Annotated in this window: 20 protein-coding genes and 1 tRNA gene; 12 read left to right on the top strand and 9 right to left on the bottom strand. The window is 65.7% G+C overall.

What is annotated here, in order from left to right; all coding sequences use genetic code 11:
• Window positions 1-52 precede the first annotated feature (52 nt).
• Together R2770_19400 and R2770_19395 are read right to left on the bottom strand one after the other, a co-directional pair.
• A complete protein-coding gene (locus R2770_19400) occupies window positions 53-646 on the bottom strand; it encodes a hypothetical protein (protein MEZ5282629.1) in 594 nt (197 codons plus the stop codon).
• 384 nt (window positions 647-1,030) lie between these two features.
• Window positions 1,031-1,107, bottom strand: a tRNA-Val gene (locus R2770_19395).
• Window positions 1,108-1,229: 122 nt separating this feature from the next.
• Between R2770_19395 and R2770_19390 the strand changes: the two genes are divergently transcribed.
• Window positions 1,230-1,766 (top strand): hypothetical protein, encoded by a 537-nt coding sequence (locus tag R2770_19390; GenBank protein MEZ5282628.1) that lies wholly within the window; start codon window positions 1,230-1,232, stop codon window positions 1,764-1,766.
• On the opposite strand, the gene R2770_19385 is transcribed toward R2770_19390, so the two are convergent.
• Both R2770_19385 and R2770_19380 read right to left on the bottom strand, forming a co-directional pair.
• Window positions 1,763-3,061 carry an MFS transporter gene (locus R2770_19385; GenBank protein ID MEZ5282627.1) on the bottom strand — a complete coding sequence of 433 codons (1,299 nt, stop codon included), beginning with the start codon at window positions 3,059-3,061 and terminating at the stop codon, window positions 1,763-1,765. The two genes, R2770_19390 and R2770_19385, sit on opposite strands and share 4 nt — an antisense overlap.
• A gap of 30 nt (window positions 3,062-3,091) precedes the next feature.
• The gene (locus tag R2770_19380) at window positions 3,092-4,333 is read right to left on the bottom strand and encodes an MFS transporter (protein MEZ5282626.1); all 1,242 of its coding nucleotides are present in this window, start codon (window positions 4,331-4,333) and stop codon (window positions 3,092-3,094) included.
• A gap of 122 nt (window positions 4,334-4,455) precedes the next feature.
• On the opposite strand from R2770_19380, the gene R2770_19375 reads away from it, so the two are divergent.
• A complete protein-coding gene (locus R2770_19375; protein ID MEZ5282625.1) occupies window positions 4,456-5,037 on the top strand; it encodes a DUF4389 domain-containing protein in 582 nt (193 codons plus the stop codon).
• Window positions 5,038-5,050: 13 nt separating this feature from the next.
• Here the strand turns inward: R2770_19375 and R2770_19370 are convergent, their stop codons facing one another.
• Window positions 5,051-5,536 carry an NUDIX domain-containing protein gene (locus R2770_19370; GenBank protein MEZ5282624.1) on the bottom strand — a complete coding sequence of 162 codons (486 nt, stop codon included), beginning with the start codon at window positions 5,534-5,536 and terminating at the stop codon, window positions 5,051-5,053.
• Window positions 5,533-6,273 (bottom strand): inositol monophosphatase, encoded by a 741-nt coding sequence (locus tag R2770_19365; GenBank protein MEZ5282623.1) that lies wholly within the window; start codon window positions 6,271-6,273, stop codon window positions 5,533-5,535. Before R2770_19365 ends, R2770_19370 begins: the two co-directional genes overlap by 4 nt.
• A 37-nt stretch (window positions 6,274-6,310) precedes the next feature.
• On the opposite strand from R2770_19365, the gene R2770_19360 reads away from it, so the two are divergent.
• From R2770_19360 to R2770_19350, 3 genes are all read left to right on the top strand, one after another.
• Window positions 6,311-6,865: a hypothetical protein gene (locus tag R2770_19360; protein ID MEZ5282622.1), complete on the top strand. Its 555-nt coding sequence runs from the start codon at window positions 6,311-6,313 to the stop codon at window positions 6,863-6,865.
• A gap of 22 nt (window positions 6,866-6,887) precedes the next feature.
• Window positions 6,888-7,766: an aldo/keto reductase gene (locus R2770_19355; protein ID MEZ5282621.1), complete on the top strand. Its 879-nt coding sequence runs from the start codon at window positions 6,888-6,890 to the stop codon at window positions 7,764-7,766.
• Between the two features lie 63 nt (window positions 7,767-7,829).
• Window positions 7,830-9,047 carry a GNAT family N-acetyltransferase gene (locus tag R2770_19350; protein MEZ5282620.1) on the top strand — a complete coding sequence of 406 codons (1,218 nt, stop codon included), beginning with the start codon at window positions 7,830-7,832 and terminating at the stop codon, window positions 9,045-9,047.
• Here R2770_19350 and R2770_19345 read toward each other — a convergent pair.
• On the bottom strand, window positions 9,044-9,490 hold the full coding sequence (locus R2770_19345; protein MEZ5282619.1) for a GatB/YqeY domain-containing protein: 447 nt from the start codon (window positions 9,488-9,490) through the stop codon (window positions 9,044-9,046). The two genes, R2770_19350 and R2770_19345, sit on opposite strands and share 4 nt — an antisense overlap.
• A 52-nt stretch (window positions 9,491-9,542) precedes the next feature.
• On the opposite strand from R2770_19345, the gene R2770_19340 reads away from it, so the two are divergent.
• The 5 genes from R2770_19340 to R2770_19320 all read left to right on the top strand — a co-directional run bounded on the left by R2770_19340 (window position 9,543) and on the right by R2770_19320 (window position 13,264).
• A complete protein-coding gene (locus R2770_19340; protein MEZ5282618.1) occupies window positions 9,543-10,337 on the top strand; it encodes a DUF169 domain-containing protein in 795 nt (264 codons plus the stop codon).
• Between the two features lie 184 nt (window positions 10,338-10,521).
• On the top strand, window positions 10,522-10,971 hold the full coding sequence (locus tag R2770_19335; GenBank protein MEZ5282617.1) for an RNA polymerase sigma factor: 450 nt from the start codon (window positions 10,522-10,524) through the stop codon (window positions 10,969-10,971).
• Window positions 10,964-11,980 (top strand): hypothetical protein, encoded by a 1,017-nt coding sequence (locus R2770_19330; protein MEZ5282616.1) that lies wholly within the window; start codon window positions 10,964-10,966, stop codon window positions 11,978-11,980. The genes R2770_19335 and R2770_19330 overlap by 8 nt, the downstream gene beginning before the upstream one ends.
• Before the next feature lie 34 nt (window positions 11,981-12,014).
• Window positions 12,015-12,257: a GlsB/YeaQ/YmgE family stress response membrane protein gene (locus R2770_19325; GenBank protein ID MEZ5282615.1), complete on the top strand. Its 243-nt coding sequence runs from the start codon at window positions 12,015-12,017 to the stop codon at window positions 12,255-12,257.
• 38 nt (window positions 12,258-12,295) lie between these two features.
• On the top strand, window positions 12,296-13,264 hold the full coding sequence (locus tag R2770_19320; GenBank protein ID MEZ5282614.1) for a hypothetical protein: 969 nt from the start codon (window positions 12,296-12,298) through the stop codon (window positions 13,262-13,264).
• Window positions 13,265-13,284: 20 nt separating this feature from the next.
• Here R2770_19320 and R2770_19315 read toward each other — a convergent pair whose 3' ends face one another.
• Window positions 13,285-13,842 carry a peroxidase-related enzyme gene (locus R2770_19315; protein MEZ5282613.1) on the bottom strand — a complete coding sequence of 186 codons (558 nt, stop codon included), beginning with the start codon at window positions 13,840-13,842 and terminating at the stop codon, window positions 13,285-13,287.
• A 100-nt stretch (window positions 13,843-13,942) separates the two neighbouring features.
• Between R2770_19315 and R2770_19310 the strand changes: the two genes are divergently transcribed.
• Together R2770_19310 and R2770_19305 are read left to right on the top strand one after the other, a co-directional pair.
• Entirely contained in the window at window positions 13,943-14,233 is a 291-nt protein-coding gene (locus tag R2770_19310; protein MEZ5282612.1) for an isoamylase early set domain-containing protein, read from the top strand.
• On the top strand, window positions 14,230-14,769 hold the full coding sequence (locus R2770_19305; protein MEZ5282611.1) for a DUF1697 domain-containing protein: 540 nt from the start codon (window positions 14,230-14,232) through the stop codon (window positions 14,767-14,769). Before R2770_19310 ends, R2770_19305 begins: the two co-directional genes overlap by 4 nt.
• Here the strand turns inward: R2770_19305 and R2770_19300 are convergent.
• The gene (locus tag R2770_19300) at window positions 14,766-15,794 is read right to left on the bottom strand and encodes a CoA transferase (protein MEZ5282610.1); all 1,029 of its coding nucleotides are present in this window, start codon (window positions 15,792-15,794) and stop codon (window positions 14,766-14,768) included. The genes R2770_19305 and R2770_19300 overlap by 4 nt on opposite strands.

The following is a 15,794-nucleotide window of genomic DNA, read 5'->3' as shown; positions in this document are numbered from 1 at the left end:
AGCGGGCTTGCAGATACCAAGGTCTTAGCTCGGACGGGCAGCTCCGCTACTGCTAAAGTTCCCATGCCCAACCGATACCGAACCCGTTCACGAGATCCGACATGACCGAAAACTGATCCGGCGCAAGCGGGACTTGCACCAGGACCGTCCCTGGATCGGCCCGAAGTACCTCGACTTCCTCGGGCTGGAACCCGCGCTCATCGGCCTCCACGAGACCGAGCACCCACTCACTCGTTACAAGATCCTCAGGGCCAACATAACCCACCAGAAGGCTCAGCTCATCAGCACTAGAACCCACCAAACCAAGAGCGACTACAGGCCCATCCTCAACCAACCCACCTGACAATGAGATCATCACCGGCCCGCGGTCTGCGATCAAGGAATACGCCGAACCGGCATACTCCAGATTCCACCGATCAGGCCCGGCCGGGCCGACGGTAGATCCCTCGTTCCCGGAAACCTCATAGCCTTGGCCTGTGAAAGAGCCAGCGGTCTCGGCAAGCACGTGTGTCGACGTCAGTGTCGAAGCAATGCAGCGAACTTCAGCCAGTTCAACTCCAGTGACTGAGTTCAAAGGCAAGGCTGAATCACCACCAAGCAGCAAACCACTATCTCGCAGCTGCACATGATCTTCGACCCTCAGCACAGGCGATACCCCTGCGAAGCGCTCCCCCCATCGAGCACACGACAATTCAGCCTCGCTACTACTGCAGGACGAGATCCCCAACAACACCACGAGGCACAAACGAAGGCCAAGGTACCGGCATCGACTGTCACCCACCGGCTGCTCCTGCCCACGTCGTTCCGTCTGGATGGAACCACTCGGTGTAGCGAACGAGATCTCGCTGGATTGGCGAATGCGTGCTAGGTGTGGTCGATACGAACATCGTCACCTGTACCACCAATACCTGACTTGCGAGCCCGAGACGATCCCGACAACCCAACCGTCGGTGAGCTCGTGGTCGTGTCGTACGCCCAAACCCAAAAGACGCAACCGGCCGCGACCGGATCAGCGCCGGTAGTAGCTGGATGGTGGGCGCAGAGGGACTCGAACCCCCGACATCTGCCTTGTAAGGGCAGCGCTCTAGCCAACTGAGCTATGCGCCCGTGCGGCTGCATACGGTAGCGCCTTGCGTGGCGGTGCGCGCCACGTGACTTGACTTACCGTCGTCCGCGCGGTCTCGTGGCTCCCATGAGAACCTTCATCGCCCTAGTCCTCGTCGCAAGTTTTGGCCGCCGGATGTGGTGGCGACTCCGACGACAACGGCTCGGGGTCGGCAGGCGACGACACCGCCACCACCACGGCCGCCGAGTCGACCGACACGACAGCCGCCGATGACTCTGCCGACGATGCCGGAGCCGCCGCCGAGGACGATGCAGGCTCGGACGACGCCTCATCCACCGCCGGGGCCAATGCCAGCGCTCGGGTAGTGCTGGCCAACGGCGAGACATTCGACTTCTCGGTGCTGTGCGTGCTCGAGTCGCAGGAGGCTGCAGGGTCGACCATCCTGTTCACAGCCACGTCCTACGACAGGCCCTACCACTTCGACCTGACCCAGTTCGGCGACGACAGCTTCGGCGGGTCGGCGACCGTGTCGATCTACGACGCCGAGACTTTCGACACGCTGTGGGAGGCCAACTCGATGGTGGGCGCCACCCTCGAACTGGTCAAGGACGGCTCGACCATCACCGGAAGCGGAACCTTCCTTCCCGCTGGTGAATTCGGTGCCGAGGGCGTGGAAGGAACCGTCGAGGTCAACTGCTAGGGCCGGCCGGGCATCACACACCAGAGCGGCGTTCTCGGCCTCCCAGGTCGAGCGCGCGTCTTGGTCGAACCGGCCATGATCATCAGACCGAAACCCACGACGTTGGCCAAAGCGGCGATCAGAAACGCCGCCCGGTAGTCGAACAGGTCTTTCATGGCACCGATTACGAAGGGCCCGCCAGCGACTCCGATGGTGCCGAACAGCTGGTTGAACGAATAGATACGGCTGTACTCGCGCACCCCGTAGGTCTCGGCCAACAGCAGGGGCTGCAGCATCAGCAGGTTGCCGACGCTGAGACCGAACACCACCGCGCCGGCGACGATGCCCGCCTTGGTGGTCATCAGCCCGATGATCGCCAACGCGGCCGACTGCACCAACACCAACACCAACGTCATGGTGCGGCTGGGAATCCGGGTGACCACCACTCCCCCGATGAGGCGCCCCACAACGCTTGACGCCGCCATAACAGACAGCGCCGTACCAGCGGCGGCCGAGGAAACACGCCCGTTGGTGAGGTTGTACAGGTGGGCGATGCCACCGACCTGAGCCAGGAACACCAGCGCGTAGACGGCGCACAGCAGGCGATAGAAGCGGCTGGCCTTCGCCTGAGCGAACGTGGCCCCTGGCACCTTCGACAGGTCGACCTTCTCGTCGACGGCCAGCATCTCGCCGTCGGGTTTCATGCCCTTGTCGGCGGGCCACGAACGCAGCACCAGCCACGTGATCGGCACGACCCCGATGATCCACGCCAAGGCCAGCCACGGCCCGACATCGGCGAGCTGGTGATCTTCCAGAGCCCGCCCGACAAACGGTGTGATCGCAATACCGCCAACGCTGAGACCCGTTGACGACACCGACAACGCCACCGAGCGGTTCTTTTCGAACCAGCGGGCGACCAGCGTTGTCGACGGCACCAGGCCGGCGATGGCGAACGACACACCAAAAACGATGAAGAACAAGAACAAGGCCGGGCCGCTGTGCACCCACTTGAGCCCGAACAGTGTCAGGGCGCCCATGATGCCGCCGGCCAGATAGAACAGTCGGATGTCGACCTGGTCCATCCGCTTGGCCAGGGTGTAGCCGGTGATGCCGCTGACGCCGAAGAACATCGCCGTGGCCGCCGAGACCACGGTGGTCGACAGGCCCAGCTCCTTTTCGGCTGCGGAGAGAATGACCGAGGCGTTGTAGAAGCCCAGACCAGCCGTGGTCACCAGCACGATGAACAAGGCGCCGACGATCCACCATCCGTAGAAGATGCGCGACCGGTTGTCGGCCTGTTCAACAGGGTTTGTCACCGTGGCAACGTTACGCGGTGCCGGCGACGGCTACTGCATCGTCCGACCGTCGTCGAGCCCTGCCGCACCGTGGCTTCGACGCACCCACATCGCCGACAACAACGTCAACGCGACCAGCGTCCAGGAGACCGCCGACAACCTCCACAGAACCCTCGACACGTCGTCGCCGACATCGACCGACAGCATCAACAGCAAGGCGCCGTAGGTGAGCCGACCAGCGAGCGAGTCGAGACTCAAGAACGTGGCCCGATGCCTCTGTTCAATACGTGGTGCGACATACGCGCTGATGAGCACAGGTGCCGCAGCACCCTGCACCGATCTGAAGGCAATCAGTGCCAACACCCACAGACCCGTGGACGCGGCCATGAGCGTGGCGATGCACGCCGACAGGGCACCCAGCGCCACCAGAGCGAACCTGACGCCCAGCGCCCGGCCCAGGACCGCGCTGGATCGGGCCGCGGCCGCGCCCACCAAGGTCATGACGGCCAGAGTTGCACCAGACAAGAGTGGAGCCACGCCCAGGTCGTTCGGCGAGCGACCCAGCGCCTCGGTCAGCCACGGCTGCAGCATCTCGAAGGCAACATGCTCCAGCACCACCATCGCCACGCCATAGCCGAAGATCCATGCAATCGGCGCGCTGCGGAGGTAGCCAACGCACGTACCCACCTGACGCAAGATGTCGTCGGCCCGGTCGCCGTGAGGCGCCTCGACGAACCGAAAGCTGATGGCCGTCTGGGCCAGCGCCAGGCTCAACGACAACACGAAAGCCAGCCGAACGTCGACAAGGCCCACCAGGCCACCGGCGAGCAAGCCCGTGGCGCCGACCACCATTCCTCTGGAGACGACCCTGGCCTGGCGATCTGCGTACTCAGTGGCTCGACCCAGCGCCTCGAGGGTGTCGAAATGGAAGGTGACGTCGGTGCCCGACAAGCATGCGTATCCGGCGGCCAGCAACGCCTGGCCGGCCACGATGACGCCGAACCGATCATCGCCAACGGCGAAACAGGTGAACGACCCCAACCAAGCGACGGCCGCAATGCGGATGGTCGGCACCCTGCCGATGCGGTCGCTCATCCAACCGCTCGGAACCTCGAACAGCACGACGAACAGGTAGTAGATGCCCGCAAGCTGCACGGCTCCGTCGAGGTCGAAACGCGACCTCGTGAACAGCACGAACACCGCTGTCCACGGGTTGGCCCTGACGACCATCTCGTGCAGCGCGATGAGACGTAGGTTCGCTGCGAGGCGATCGGCGGGCGGAGTCTGCGGCAAGGCGGAGAACCTAGCCCAAAAGGCCCCGAACAGCCCGGTGCCATCCATCTCTGCGGCATTGTCCGTTAACTCTGGAGTAACTTCCAGGCACGACCATGTAGTCACATCCACCTGGGGGCACCATGAACTATCCGGCAACATTCGAGCTAGAAGCACCGCTGCAAATCGCCAGATGGCGTCCGCTGGTCAACTGGCTGATGGCGATACCTCACATGATCATCGCTCAAGCACTCAACTACGCGACCCAGTTCGTGGCCGTGATCGCCTGGTTCGCCATCCTGTTCACCGGCAAGCTGCCGGTCGGGCTGGGCAACTTCATGGCGATGTCTGTGCGCTATGGCGAGCGGGCCTACACGTTCGCCGGCTATCTCTACGAGGACTATCCGCCGTTTGGGTTCGACATGCAGGGCGCCGACCCAGGTGGCTCGCCGGTCATCTCCAACTTCGACATCGCCTTCGAGAATCGCAACCGCCTGACGGTGGCGTTCAGGATCATCCTGGCCATTCCGGCACTGCTCTTCGTGGCGGTGGTTGGAATCGTTGCGGCGATCCTGTGGGTGATCTCGTTCTTCGCCATCCTGTTCACCGGCGCATGGCCCCAGGGCATGCGCGACTTCGTGCTGAAGTCGATGAGACTGTCTCACCGCGTCAACGCCTACATGTTCCTGCTGACCGACGAATACCCGCCCTTCAGCCTGGACTAGCAGGCAACGGCGTTCAGTCCCGACTGAAGATCTCGTCCAGGGCATCGAAGGAGATCGAGTCGTCCCTCTCGAGGCGGGGAAGCTCTGTTGCCTCGAACCAGCGGACCTCTTCGATCTCGGGGCTCGATGGGTGCGCGTCTTGGGGCGTGCACCCATCGAGCCTGAGGTCATAGAAATACTCGATGCGCCGAGGTTCGCGGCGGTGCATGGCAACGGGCCTGCCGACGATCGTCACCGAGAGCGAGACCTCCTCGGCCATCTCGCGAACGATGGTGTCTTCGGGTTCCTCGCTCCAGCCGATCATGCCGCCGGGAAGACCCCAACCGTTGCGGTACGAGTGCCGGGCCAACAAGATGCGCCCTTCGTGGCGGATGACGGCGACGGTGCCTATGCGATAGGCCGGCGATGTCCAGCCAACGATGATGTGACGTGCTCGCAGAGGCAGACGCCCGAACAGGCGCAGCATCAAGCGAGTGGGCCCACCAGCGGTCAGCTTCACGCCGATGCCAAGGCGCCGGTCAGCTCGGCGAGCAGTTGTGGGCTGGCGGCGTACACCGGGCCCCTTCGGCCGCTGTGCTCGAAATGAAACAGCTCGCGCCCGTTGCGCTCTGACACGGCCACGCCCGCCTCGACGGCGATCAGGTGGGCCGCCGCGTAGTCCCACATACCCAGTTGGCCCAGCATGTCGGTGAAGGCATCGACACGTCCGGCGGCAACGTAGGCGATGTCTAGCGCTGCGGCGCCGAAGCACCGGTATTGCGCCCAGCCGAGGTGCCGTTTCGGCAGCCCGTTGACAACAACGATCGCGTCTCGCATCGAACGACAACCCGAGGCCCCGATGGGCTGGCCGTCCAGGAACGCACCGCCGGCCCGCACGGCGTGGAACGTCTCGCCCGTTGCCTGATTGACAACCACGGACACCCTCACGCCATCGCCGTCGACCACGGCCAGGCTGGTGTTGTAGTGAGGGATTCCTCTGCTGGCGTTGGTCGAGCCGTCGACAGGGTCGATCACCACCCACTGGCCGTTGCGGCCCGGCCGAACGCCCGACTCTTCGCTGAACGTTCCGGCTCCGGTCGCAGACACGGCATCGAGCACCACGGCGTCGGCTGCCAGATCGAACGCGTATTGGTCGGGGCGCTCGCCCTTGGCCAACAGGTCCTTGAACTGGGCGAGTTCGGCCGCCACCCGGCGCGAGGCGTCGAGCAGGACCTCGAGCCAATCCTCGTCGGTCATGACCCCACCGTATCGACGTAGGCTGTTCGGCGTGGCAATGATCGATCTCGCAGGATTCGTATCCGACCTGAAGGAACACGCAATCGACCACGGGTTCCACATCCACGACGAGCGGCACTTCGTAGAGACCTACTCGATGCGCCAGGCGTGGGAGGTCGACCTGCACCCCGAAGAGGCCTGCGGTGGGCCGCTCGACCTGCACCTCGCGCTCGAGGCCGAACCCCGCACCCTGTTGGCGTTCGAGGACGCCGTCATCGATCTGGGCGACGAGCTGCCCGGCGACGAATTCTTCGTGCCGCTGTCGTTCAACTGGGCCCTGCCACCCATGACCAAGGGCCCCGACCTGCTGGTGCTGGCCACCGATCTGGCCGGCATCGGCGGCACCATCCTGCCCATCGAGGTGTCGGCGATCGACTCGTTCGCATCGATCACCGACCCGTCCGAGCGCACGCTGGCTATCGTCGGCCGCATACAGGTTTCGCTGAGCCAGATCGTCATGCGCACCGAAGACCTGTGCGAGGTGCTCGATCTGTGCCAGACCGTCAGCACCTACCTGCTCGACCGGGCGCCGATCTGGCTCGACGAGATCTAGCCATAAGACACTGGGGGAACCAATGATCGAGATCATGCCGTTCGGCCGCACCGGCCACGACAGCACACGGGTCATCTTCGGCGCGGCCGCCCTGGGCGGTATGAGCCAGGGCCGGGCCGACGCCACCCTCGAGCTGGTATCGCAGGCGGGCATCAACCACATAGACACCGCCCGCTCCTACGGCGAATCCGAGTTGAGGCTGGCGCCGTGGCTGGCCGATCACCGCCACGAGGTGTTCCTGGCCTCGAAGACGGGCGAGCGCACCGCCGACGGGGCCCGCCGCCAGCTAGAGGAATCGTTGCAACGGCTGGGCGTAGACCACATCGACCTCATCCAGCTGCACAACCTGGTCGAAGACGACGAGTTCGAAGTCGCTCACGGACCCGGTGGAGTCGTCGAGGCCATGGTGGCCGCCCGCGACGAAGGCCTGGTGCGCTTCATCGGCGTGACCGGCCACGGTCTGCGCATCGCCGGGATGCACCTGCGCAGCCTGGAACGATTCGACTTCGACAGCGTGCTGTTTCCGTACAACTTCGCACTGATGGGCGAGCCCGGCTATCGCTCGGACGTTGCCGAGCTGCGCACGGTCTGCACCGAACGCCAGGTCGCCATGCAGACCATCAAGTCGATCGCACGCGGCCGTTGGCCCCGCCCCGAAGACCGCCGCTACAGCTGGTACGAGCCGCTGACCGACCCCGACGCAATAGCCCTGTCGGTTCGCTATGTGCTGGGCCAGCCCGACCTGTTCCTCAACACGTCCAGCGACGCCACCCTGTTGCCGGCTGCAATCGCCGCCGCCCAGGGCTCGGTCGAAGCCCCCAGCGACGACCAGATGCAGGCGATGAATCCGGCCCAGTCGGTGTCGCCCCTGTTCGACGGCGGCGCGCTGGAACGGATCTAGCCTCCGGCGGCCGTCGCGGCTATTTCCCGGCATTTCGGGCTCCGCGAATGCCACGATGGACCGATGGTCGAGTTCCGCCTGTACCAGCCCGAAGACCGCGAATCGATCGGTCGTCTCTGGAAAGAAGTCGGTTGGTCAGACCCGTCAGACGAGGGTGAAGTCGCCGCGCTCGACTCGCTGTTGGGCACCGGCATGACCGAGGTGGCGGTGATCGACGGCGCGGCCGAGGCCATGGCCCAAAACGTTCCCGGCGACATCTTCCACACGGGCACCAAGCTGTCGATGTCGGCGATCACCGCCGTGCTGACCAGCTTGGTGGGCCGCAAGATGGGCCTGGCCACAACACTGACGGCCCGAGCCATCGCAGAAGGGGCCCGGTCGGGCGCGGCCGTGTCGGTTCTGGGCGTGTTCGAGACCGGTTTCTACGAACGGCTGGGGTTCGGCACCGGCAGCTATGAACACGAGCTGACCTTTGATCCCACGTCGCTGGCGCTGGACCATGTGACCTACCGCAGGCCGGTGCGCCTGGGTGTCGATGATGCCGAAGAGATGCACGCTGCGCTCAGCGGCAGACTGCGCTCGCACGGGTCTGCCGCCCTGCACTCGCCGGCCCACGTCGCCGCCGAGTTGGGGTGGATGAAGAACGCGTGGGCGCTCGGCTATCGCACCGATGGCCGTCTGACCCACTTCATGGCCGGCACCGCCAAGGACGATCGACACTTCCGGCCCTACTTCGTGGCCTACGAAACCATCGAGCAACTGCTCGAACTGCTGCGTTTGGCCCGCGAATTGGGCGACCAGCTGTACCGCTTCACCATGATGGAGCCGCCCGAGATCCAGCTGCAGGACCTGATCCGCGGACCGATCCGACAGATCGGGGTGGCGCGCGACACCAACGTCCAACCACACCGCGCCAAGGCGTTCTGGCAGCTGCGGATAAACGACCTGGCCGCGGTCGTATCGTCGATCGACTGGCCAGGCGAACCGGTGCGTTTCAACCTGGCGGTCAGCGACCCCATCGAGCGCTTGGACGTCGGCTGGCCAGGCATCGGCGACAACTATCTGGTCGAGTTGTCGGCCGATTCGCTCGCCGAGCCCGGCGCCGACTCGGCGCTTCCCACGCTGACAACTGCGGTTGGGCCGCTGTCGCGCTTGCTGTTCGGGGTGGTGCCCACCTCGACGCTCGCTGCGCTGGACCACATCGGCTGCCCTGCCGAGCTTGCCGCCGCGCTGGATCGCGCCCTGCAGATGCCCCAGCCCCACCTGGGCTGGGACTTCTAGGCCAAGCGAGCCTTCACGAGCTCGGCAACGGTGCGGCCGTCGGCACGACCGGCGACCTTGGCATTGACGGCCTTCATCGCCTGGCCCATCTGCGACTTATCGGAGAAGCCGCCCTCGGCCATAGTCGACTCGACGATCGACTCGAGCTCTGCGGCCGACAGCTGCTTGGGCAAGAACCGCTCGAGCACCTCGAGTTCGGCGCGCTCCTTGGCCGCCCGGTCTGTGGCACCGCCACCGTCGAAGGCTTCGGCAGCCTCGACCCGCCGCTTGGCCTGCGATGCGATGACCTTCTGAACCTCGTCGTCGGACAGGGTGCGCGCGGTGGCCCCCGACACCTCGGCCTCCTTCACGGCGGCCATGATCGAACGCAAGGCGTCGACGGTCACCGAGTCGCGAGCCTTCATCGCTGCGGTCAGTTCGGTGCGTACCTGATCCATGATCATGCGTCGCAGAGTAGCGTCGGTACCGAACACGTCAGCCGAATTTGGGGGAACGATGACTCAACAGCCCGTGCACCTGCGCCAATCAGACGACAAGGTCGACTGGGCCGACCTGCTGCCGCGTCTCGACAAGCTGTTGCGGCTGAAGACCACCCCTATCGGCATGAAGATGTTCCGCACCGTCGAGGAGATGGAGGCGATCGATCGCATCCGCCGCCCCAAAGACGTGCACACCGCCGATCAGATCGTCTCGATGGCATCGCGGCTCAACTGGACCGTAGGCGTCACCGTCGACGATCTCGTCGGGGCCCAGTGCGCATCGGTGTTGGGCCTGGGCGGACAAGACGACGAGTGGTACTCGGGCAAACACATGGCCGGCGTGTGGTTCGAAACGGTCGAGGACTCGGCCGCGCACCAGGCGGCCATGGATGTCGTTCCGATCGGCACGTACCAGGCGATGGCCGTGTCTCCCCTCAGCACCGGTCGCCTCGACCCGCCCGACATCTGCATGATCTACGCCACACCCGGACAGATGATCATCCTCATCAACGGGCTGCAGTGGACGGGATATCGCAAGTTCGACTGGGGCGTGGTCGGCGAATCGGCCTGCGCCGACTCGTGGGGGCGGGCACTGGCGACGGGCGAACCGAGCCTGTCGCTGCCGTGTTTCGCCGAACGGCGCTATGGCGGTGTACCCGACGAAGAGATGTTGATGGCGCTGAAGCCAGGCCATCTGGCCCAGGCTGTGGCCGGCATGGAAGCGCTGGCTCGCAACGGCTTGCGCTATCCGATTCCGCCCTACGGCATCCAGACCGACGCCCGCGCCGGCTTGGGAGCCAGCTACAGCTGACCCCGGACATGCGGCCATGTCTGCGCGCCCGCATCTTTGCGGCATCGATCGCTCCCAGGCGAGCCAGACCGTGGACTGTCGCAAAGATGCGGGCGCGACCATGCATGCTTACGAGCGCAGAGCTGTCATACGAAACGGCGCCGTGGGGTCTTAGAGAGTGATGAGGCGCGGAGGCAGGGTCGCAATGGTGTCGACGTTCGAGACGTTTGCCGCCGAGGTTCGCCCCCGCCTCGAACACGCCCTGAGCGCCGCGTTCGGCGTAGATCGGGGTGTCGAGGCCGCAGCCGAAGCCATGGCCTACGGCTGGAGGCATTGGGATCGGATCGCTGCATTCACCAACCCGGCCGGCTACCTGTACCGGGTTGGGCACAACCACGCCTTGAAGCAAGCCCGACACCCCATTCGTCTGCCGCGCCCGGAACAGTCCGAGATGCCGTGGATCGAACCCGGGCTGCCGGCCGCTCTGGAGAATCTGCCCGAGATGCAGCGCTCCTGCGTTCTGCTGGTTCACACATTCGGCTACAGCCTGGCCGAGGTCGCCGAACTGCTAGAGGTGTCGAAGCCCACGGTTCAAACCCACGTGAGGCGGGCGCTGGCCAGTCTCCGCAAGTCGCTTGGAGTCACAGATGTCTGACTTGATCGAACAGCTCGGCGGCTATCGGGCCCACCTGGACCGGGCGATCGAAGACCGCCGTGGCGCAACCCCCGAACCGCGTGTCGATCTGGCGCTGGGTGCCACGGGTGTGGTCGAAGAGACGATGGTCGCAAGCGGCGCGCCGGCCACCCGATGGCGGCTGCTGGCCACCGCTGCAGCCGTGGTGGTGATGATCGGCGCGGCCATCACAGTGGTCGACAACGGCCCGGCGCGCGATGCGACCGCACCCGCAGATTCGGCCGCCACCTCGGTGGTGCCCACGTCGATCGCTCCGCCTGTCGACGAACCAGCCGAACCGCGCGCTTATGAGGTCGTGCAGTTGTTCTTCGACGCCATCAACGCGGGCGACGGCGAGGCGGCGATAGGCCTGCTGGCACCGGACGCCGCTGTGTACGGGCACCCCAACACCGCAAGGTGGACGGCAGAGCGACCCCTGGCCGACGCCGCGTTCAGAGGTGATGCCAGTCTGGGCGCAACCTACGAGGTACCACTCGGCCTCAGCGAGGCGACCGTGCTGAACTATGACTTCGTCGGCACCATCCACTTCGACCTGGTCGTCGACTCGCCCATCGAGCGCAGGTGCTTCCCGAACGCAAGCGCCCACGTTTCGGATGGGCTGATCACGTCGTTCACGTTCGGCACGTACTCAATCTGCGACGACCACGTTCCAAAGGCGCTCGGCGTGGCATTGGCCTCGGGCGATGTGCAGGCAGCGCTCGAGTTGTTCAGCGAGACCGGCCAGATCCGATTCGGAGCCGACATGGAGCTCTACTCGGGGCTTCCGGCGATCGAGCGCTTCCTGAGATCCATCAGTGCCGAGCCGGTCAGCGCAGACCGCCAGCCCCTCACCATCGACGGCCACCCCCTAACGTGGCAGCCGAGATGGACCGGCGAGGACAGGGTCGAGATGTGCATCTTCGAACAGGACATGCAGGTCGTAAACGGCAGGGTGACCATGTGGACACTGGGCGAACCCGCCGCGTGCTGACCGATCGGGCGGCAGGGCTGCAAGACTGGTCGGCGTGGGTATTTTCGCCTGGATCGCCATAGGACTCATCGCCGGAGCCCTGGCCCGCATCGTTGTGCGGCCGGGCAAGAGCCTGGGATGCCTGGGCACCATCGCCGTGGGCCTGGCCGGTTCTGTGGTTGGCGGCACACTGGCCAACGCTCTCGCCGGCCGGGGCACAGACATCGCAGCCGCAGGCCTGGGCGGATCGATCCTGGGGGCGATCCTCATTCTCGCCCTCGCCCGACTAGCCGCCTAGTCTCTGGAGACAGCCGATTCGCCCCCCGGAGAGACTCGATGAGCAGCAACGACGGCCCCTACTACGACGAGTTCGAGCAGGGGATGACGATCCCGCCGCTTCCGCCCGCCACCGTCACCGAGGCCGACAACGTCGCCTACCGGATGATCACCGGCGACCAGCACCTGCCGTCGTCTGATCGTCGTGCCTACAAGTCGGTCAGCGGCTCTGATGGTGCGCTGGTGAACCCGGCACTGGTGATGCAGTACTCGATCGGCCAGACGACCAACGCAACCCGCAGGGCGGTCGCCAACCTGTACTACCGCTCGGTGCGCATCCTTCGCCCGGTCGAGGTCGGCGAGACGCTGCAGACGACCGCGACCGTTCTGGGCCTGTGCGACTCTAAGCCCAAGGGCGAACAGCACCGGGGCAAGGTCTGGCTGGGCATCGAGACGGTCGCAGACAACGGGCCGGTGGCGCGCTATGAACGGTGCGCCTTGGTGGCCAGCCGCGGCCCTGTGCCGGGCCACTCGGCCGACATTCCAGGCCCTTCCGAACCGGCCCCATTCGACGAGGTCGCCCAGCTGGTGCCTTCGTGGGATCTGGGGTCGCTTCCCTCGACCGACTGGCCCATCGGCGAAACCCGCACCGACGCAATGCGCGACCACGTCGACCTGGCCCCATCGCTGGCCCGCATGACCTTCAACCAGGCCTTTGTTCACCGCGACGCCACCACCAGCATCTACGGCAAGCGGCTGGTCTATGGCGGGCACGTTCAGGGGCTGGCGCAGTCGTCGCTGTCGCGGGTGCTGCCCGGCATCGCCACCGTCGTGTCGTGGGATGGCTGCGACCACATCGGCCCGGCGTTCGAGGGCGACCTGCTGGAGTTCCGCCACACCCTCACCGAAGAACGCCCCGTCGACGGTGGCCGACTGCTGCGCTTCGAGGTACGGGCTGCCACGGTCGACGACCAGGGCCAGGTGGGCAACGACATCCTGGTGTGGACCCCTGTGGTGTTCTCCGCTTGAGAATTTGAAACACCGGGGTTTCAGTCGGGCTCGGGTGGGTACCAGTCTTCGAGGTCGACGCCCAGACCATCGGCGATGCGGTTGACGTACGCGTAATAGGCGGTGACCTCGCAGATGTCGAGGATGTCGCGGTCGCCGAAGCCGACCGCCCGAAGGGCTGCGACATCGGCGGCGACCATCTCGCCCGGCGCCAGCGTCAACTTGACCGCGTAGTCCAACATCGCCCGACGCTTGGGCCCCAGGTCGGCCGAGCGCCAGTCGGCCTCGATGGCGACCAGCAGTGCGTCGTCCTTCAGCAGCCGGCGCAGACCGCGCCGATGGTGGACCATTCAGTAATGGCAGTGGTTCTCGAGGCTGACCACGTAGGCGACTAACTCGCGCTCGACCTTTCGGAGTGTCGCTGTGCCCGCCATCGCCGACCCGTACAGAGCGTTGTGGGCCGCCAAGCCGCGGGGGTTGAGCGAGTGAATCGCCATGATGTTGTCGACGCGGCCCAGGTCGCGATCGACCACCTGGGAGTGAAGAGGGGCAAGGTCGTCATCCCACTGGTCGTCTGGCACGGTGTCAATCCACGGCATGCAGGCACACTGCCACAGCCGAGCCTGCGACCGTGAACACCGCGTGAACGGTGCCGAAGTTCACTTGCGCTCTGGGCGAAGATCCTTACCATCCCAACACATGATCAAGCTCAAGACCGACTCGCGAAACGAGGAGACCACAGTCACCTTCAGCCTCGACGAGAACCGGCCGGTCTCGGTGGTGGGAGACTTCAACGGCTGGGATCCGTGGGCCACACCGCTGAAGAAGCGGTCGAATGGCCGCAAGTCGGCGGTGGTGAAGGTGCCCGCAGGCACCGAGCTGCGGTTCCGGTACCTGGCCGACGGCGGCGAGTACTACGACGACCCCGACGCCGAACTCGAACCCAACGGGTTCGGTGGGGTGCACGGCCGGGTCGTGGCCACCGCTTGACCACGTGGATCGCGTTGCTGAGGGGTGTGAACGTAGGCGGCCACAACAAGCTGCCCATGGCCCAGCTGCGGGCCGGGCTGGATGAGGCCGGCCTGAGCAATCCCAGGACCTACATCCAGAGCGGCAACGTCATCGTCGACTGCGACGACACCTCACCCGATTCGGTGGCTGACCGCATCGCCGATGTCATCGAACGCGACCACGGCTTTCGCCCTGCGGTGTGGGTGATGGACCTCGCCCAACTCCAGGGCGCCGTCGAAAACAATCCGTTCGAAGCGCACGCACAAGCCGACCCCAAGTCTGTGCACTACTTCTTCGTCGCATCTACGCCCCCACCCTCGGCGCTGGCCGAACTGGCCGAACTGGCCAAGCCGTCGGAGGCCGTCGAGCTCGGCGAAGGGGTCGTGTACCTGCACGCGCCCGAGGGCATAGGCCGATCGAAGCTGGCCGAGCGATTCGACCGCGTCGCCCGCACCCAGACCACGGCCCGCAACCACAGAACCGTCGCCGCTGTTCTGGAGTTGGCCAAGACCTAGGCAGCGAACGAGGCCGCCACCCGGGCCAGCGCGACGTCAACGATCCAGCGATCCCCGCCCGACGCCAGTGTTGCGATCGCCTCGGCGGCGGTGAGGCCGCTGAGCGGGTCGGCGATGGCGTCTGCGACGAAGGCGGGCGACCCGTCGACCCATCGGACCAAGCCCCCCGCTGCTGCGGCGTCGTCGCCGAAACCAGCCCGGTTGGCCCACGGCTCGCTGCGGCCATGAGCGGTTATCGACACCCACAACCGAGGCCCGTGTTCCACCATCTGCCGGGCGTCGATTCCCAGCTGTTGAAGCGCCCGGGGCCGAGAGCCCTCGATGACCACGTCGACAGACCCGAGCAGCTCGGCCAGGCTGCGCCGCCCGGCTGGGGTGCCAAAGGGCATGCTGACGAACTCGGTGCCCTCATGCAGCGCTTGGAAGAACCGTGGGGTGGCGCGCGCTCCGTCGGGCCGCTCGGCGCTCTCGACCGTGATGACCCTGGCGCCCATGCGGCGCAGCACCTGCGCCGCCAGCGGTGCGGCCCACAACGAACCCAGGTTGGCGACGACCAGGTTGGCCGGTTCGATCGCTGGCACCTGGCCGACCTTTTCGGTCAGCACCGCCTGTGTGTCTGCGCGCCGCTCGCCGACCGCTGACACCGCCAAACCCAAAAGGGCGGCGCGCTCGATCACTTCTGCTGTCGACCTGCTGGCACAACCCTGCACGACGACGGGCCAAGGATCATGGTCGGCCGCTGTCGAGTGCCCGAGTTCGAGCCATGCAGCGACGGCCTCGACGTCTTCGGGGCGCGGCAACGACACTGCCGCCCAGCCATCGAAACATCGAACCATGCGGGCCTTACCGCCAAAGCTGACGCTGGGCGAAGCAGGCGCCTGAAGCCCCAGCAACTCGATGCGCTGGTCGAGCACCGCCAGCGGATCTCCGCCGAACCACTCCCCCACCCGTGCACCCGCCGAGTCGAGCGCCTCGCACAGCTTCAGCAGCCTGCCGACGATCGGTTCTGTGGGCTGCCGACTCAC

It is taken from the genome of Acidimicrobiales bacterium (assembly GCA_041394185.1).
Classification (GTDB): domain Bacteria; phylum Actinomycetota; class Acidimicrobiia; order Acidimicrobiales; family Poriferisodalaceae; genus JAAETH01.
The sequence above is the reverse complement of the archived record's forward strand: the minus strand, read 5'-3'. Positions and strand labels throughout refer to the sequence as shown.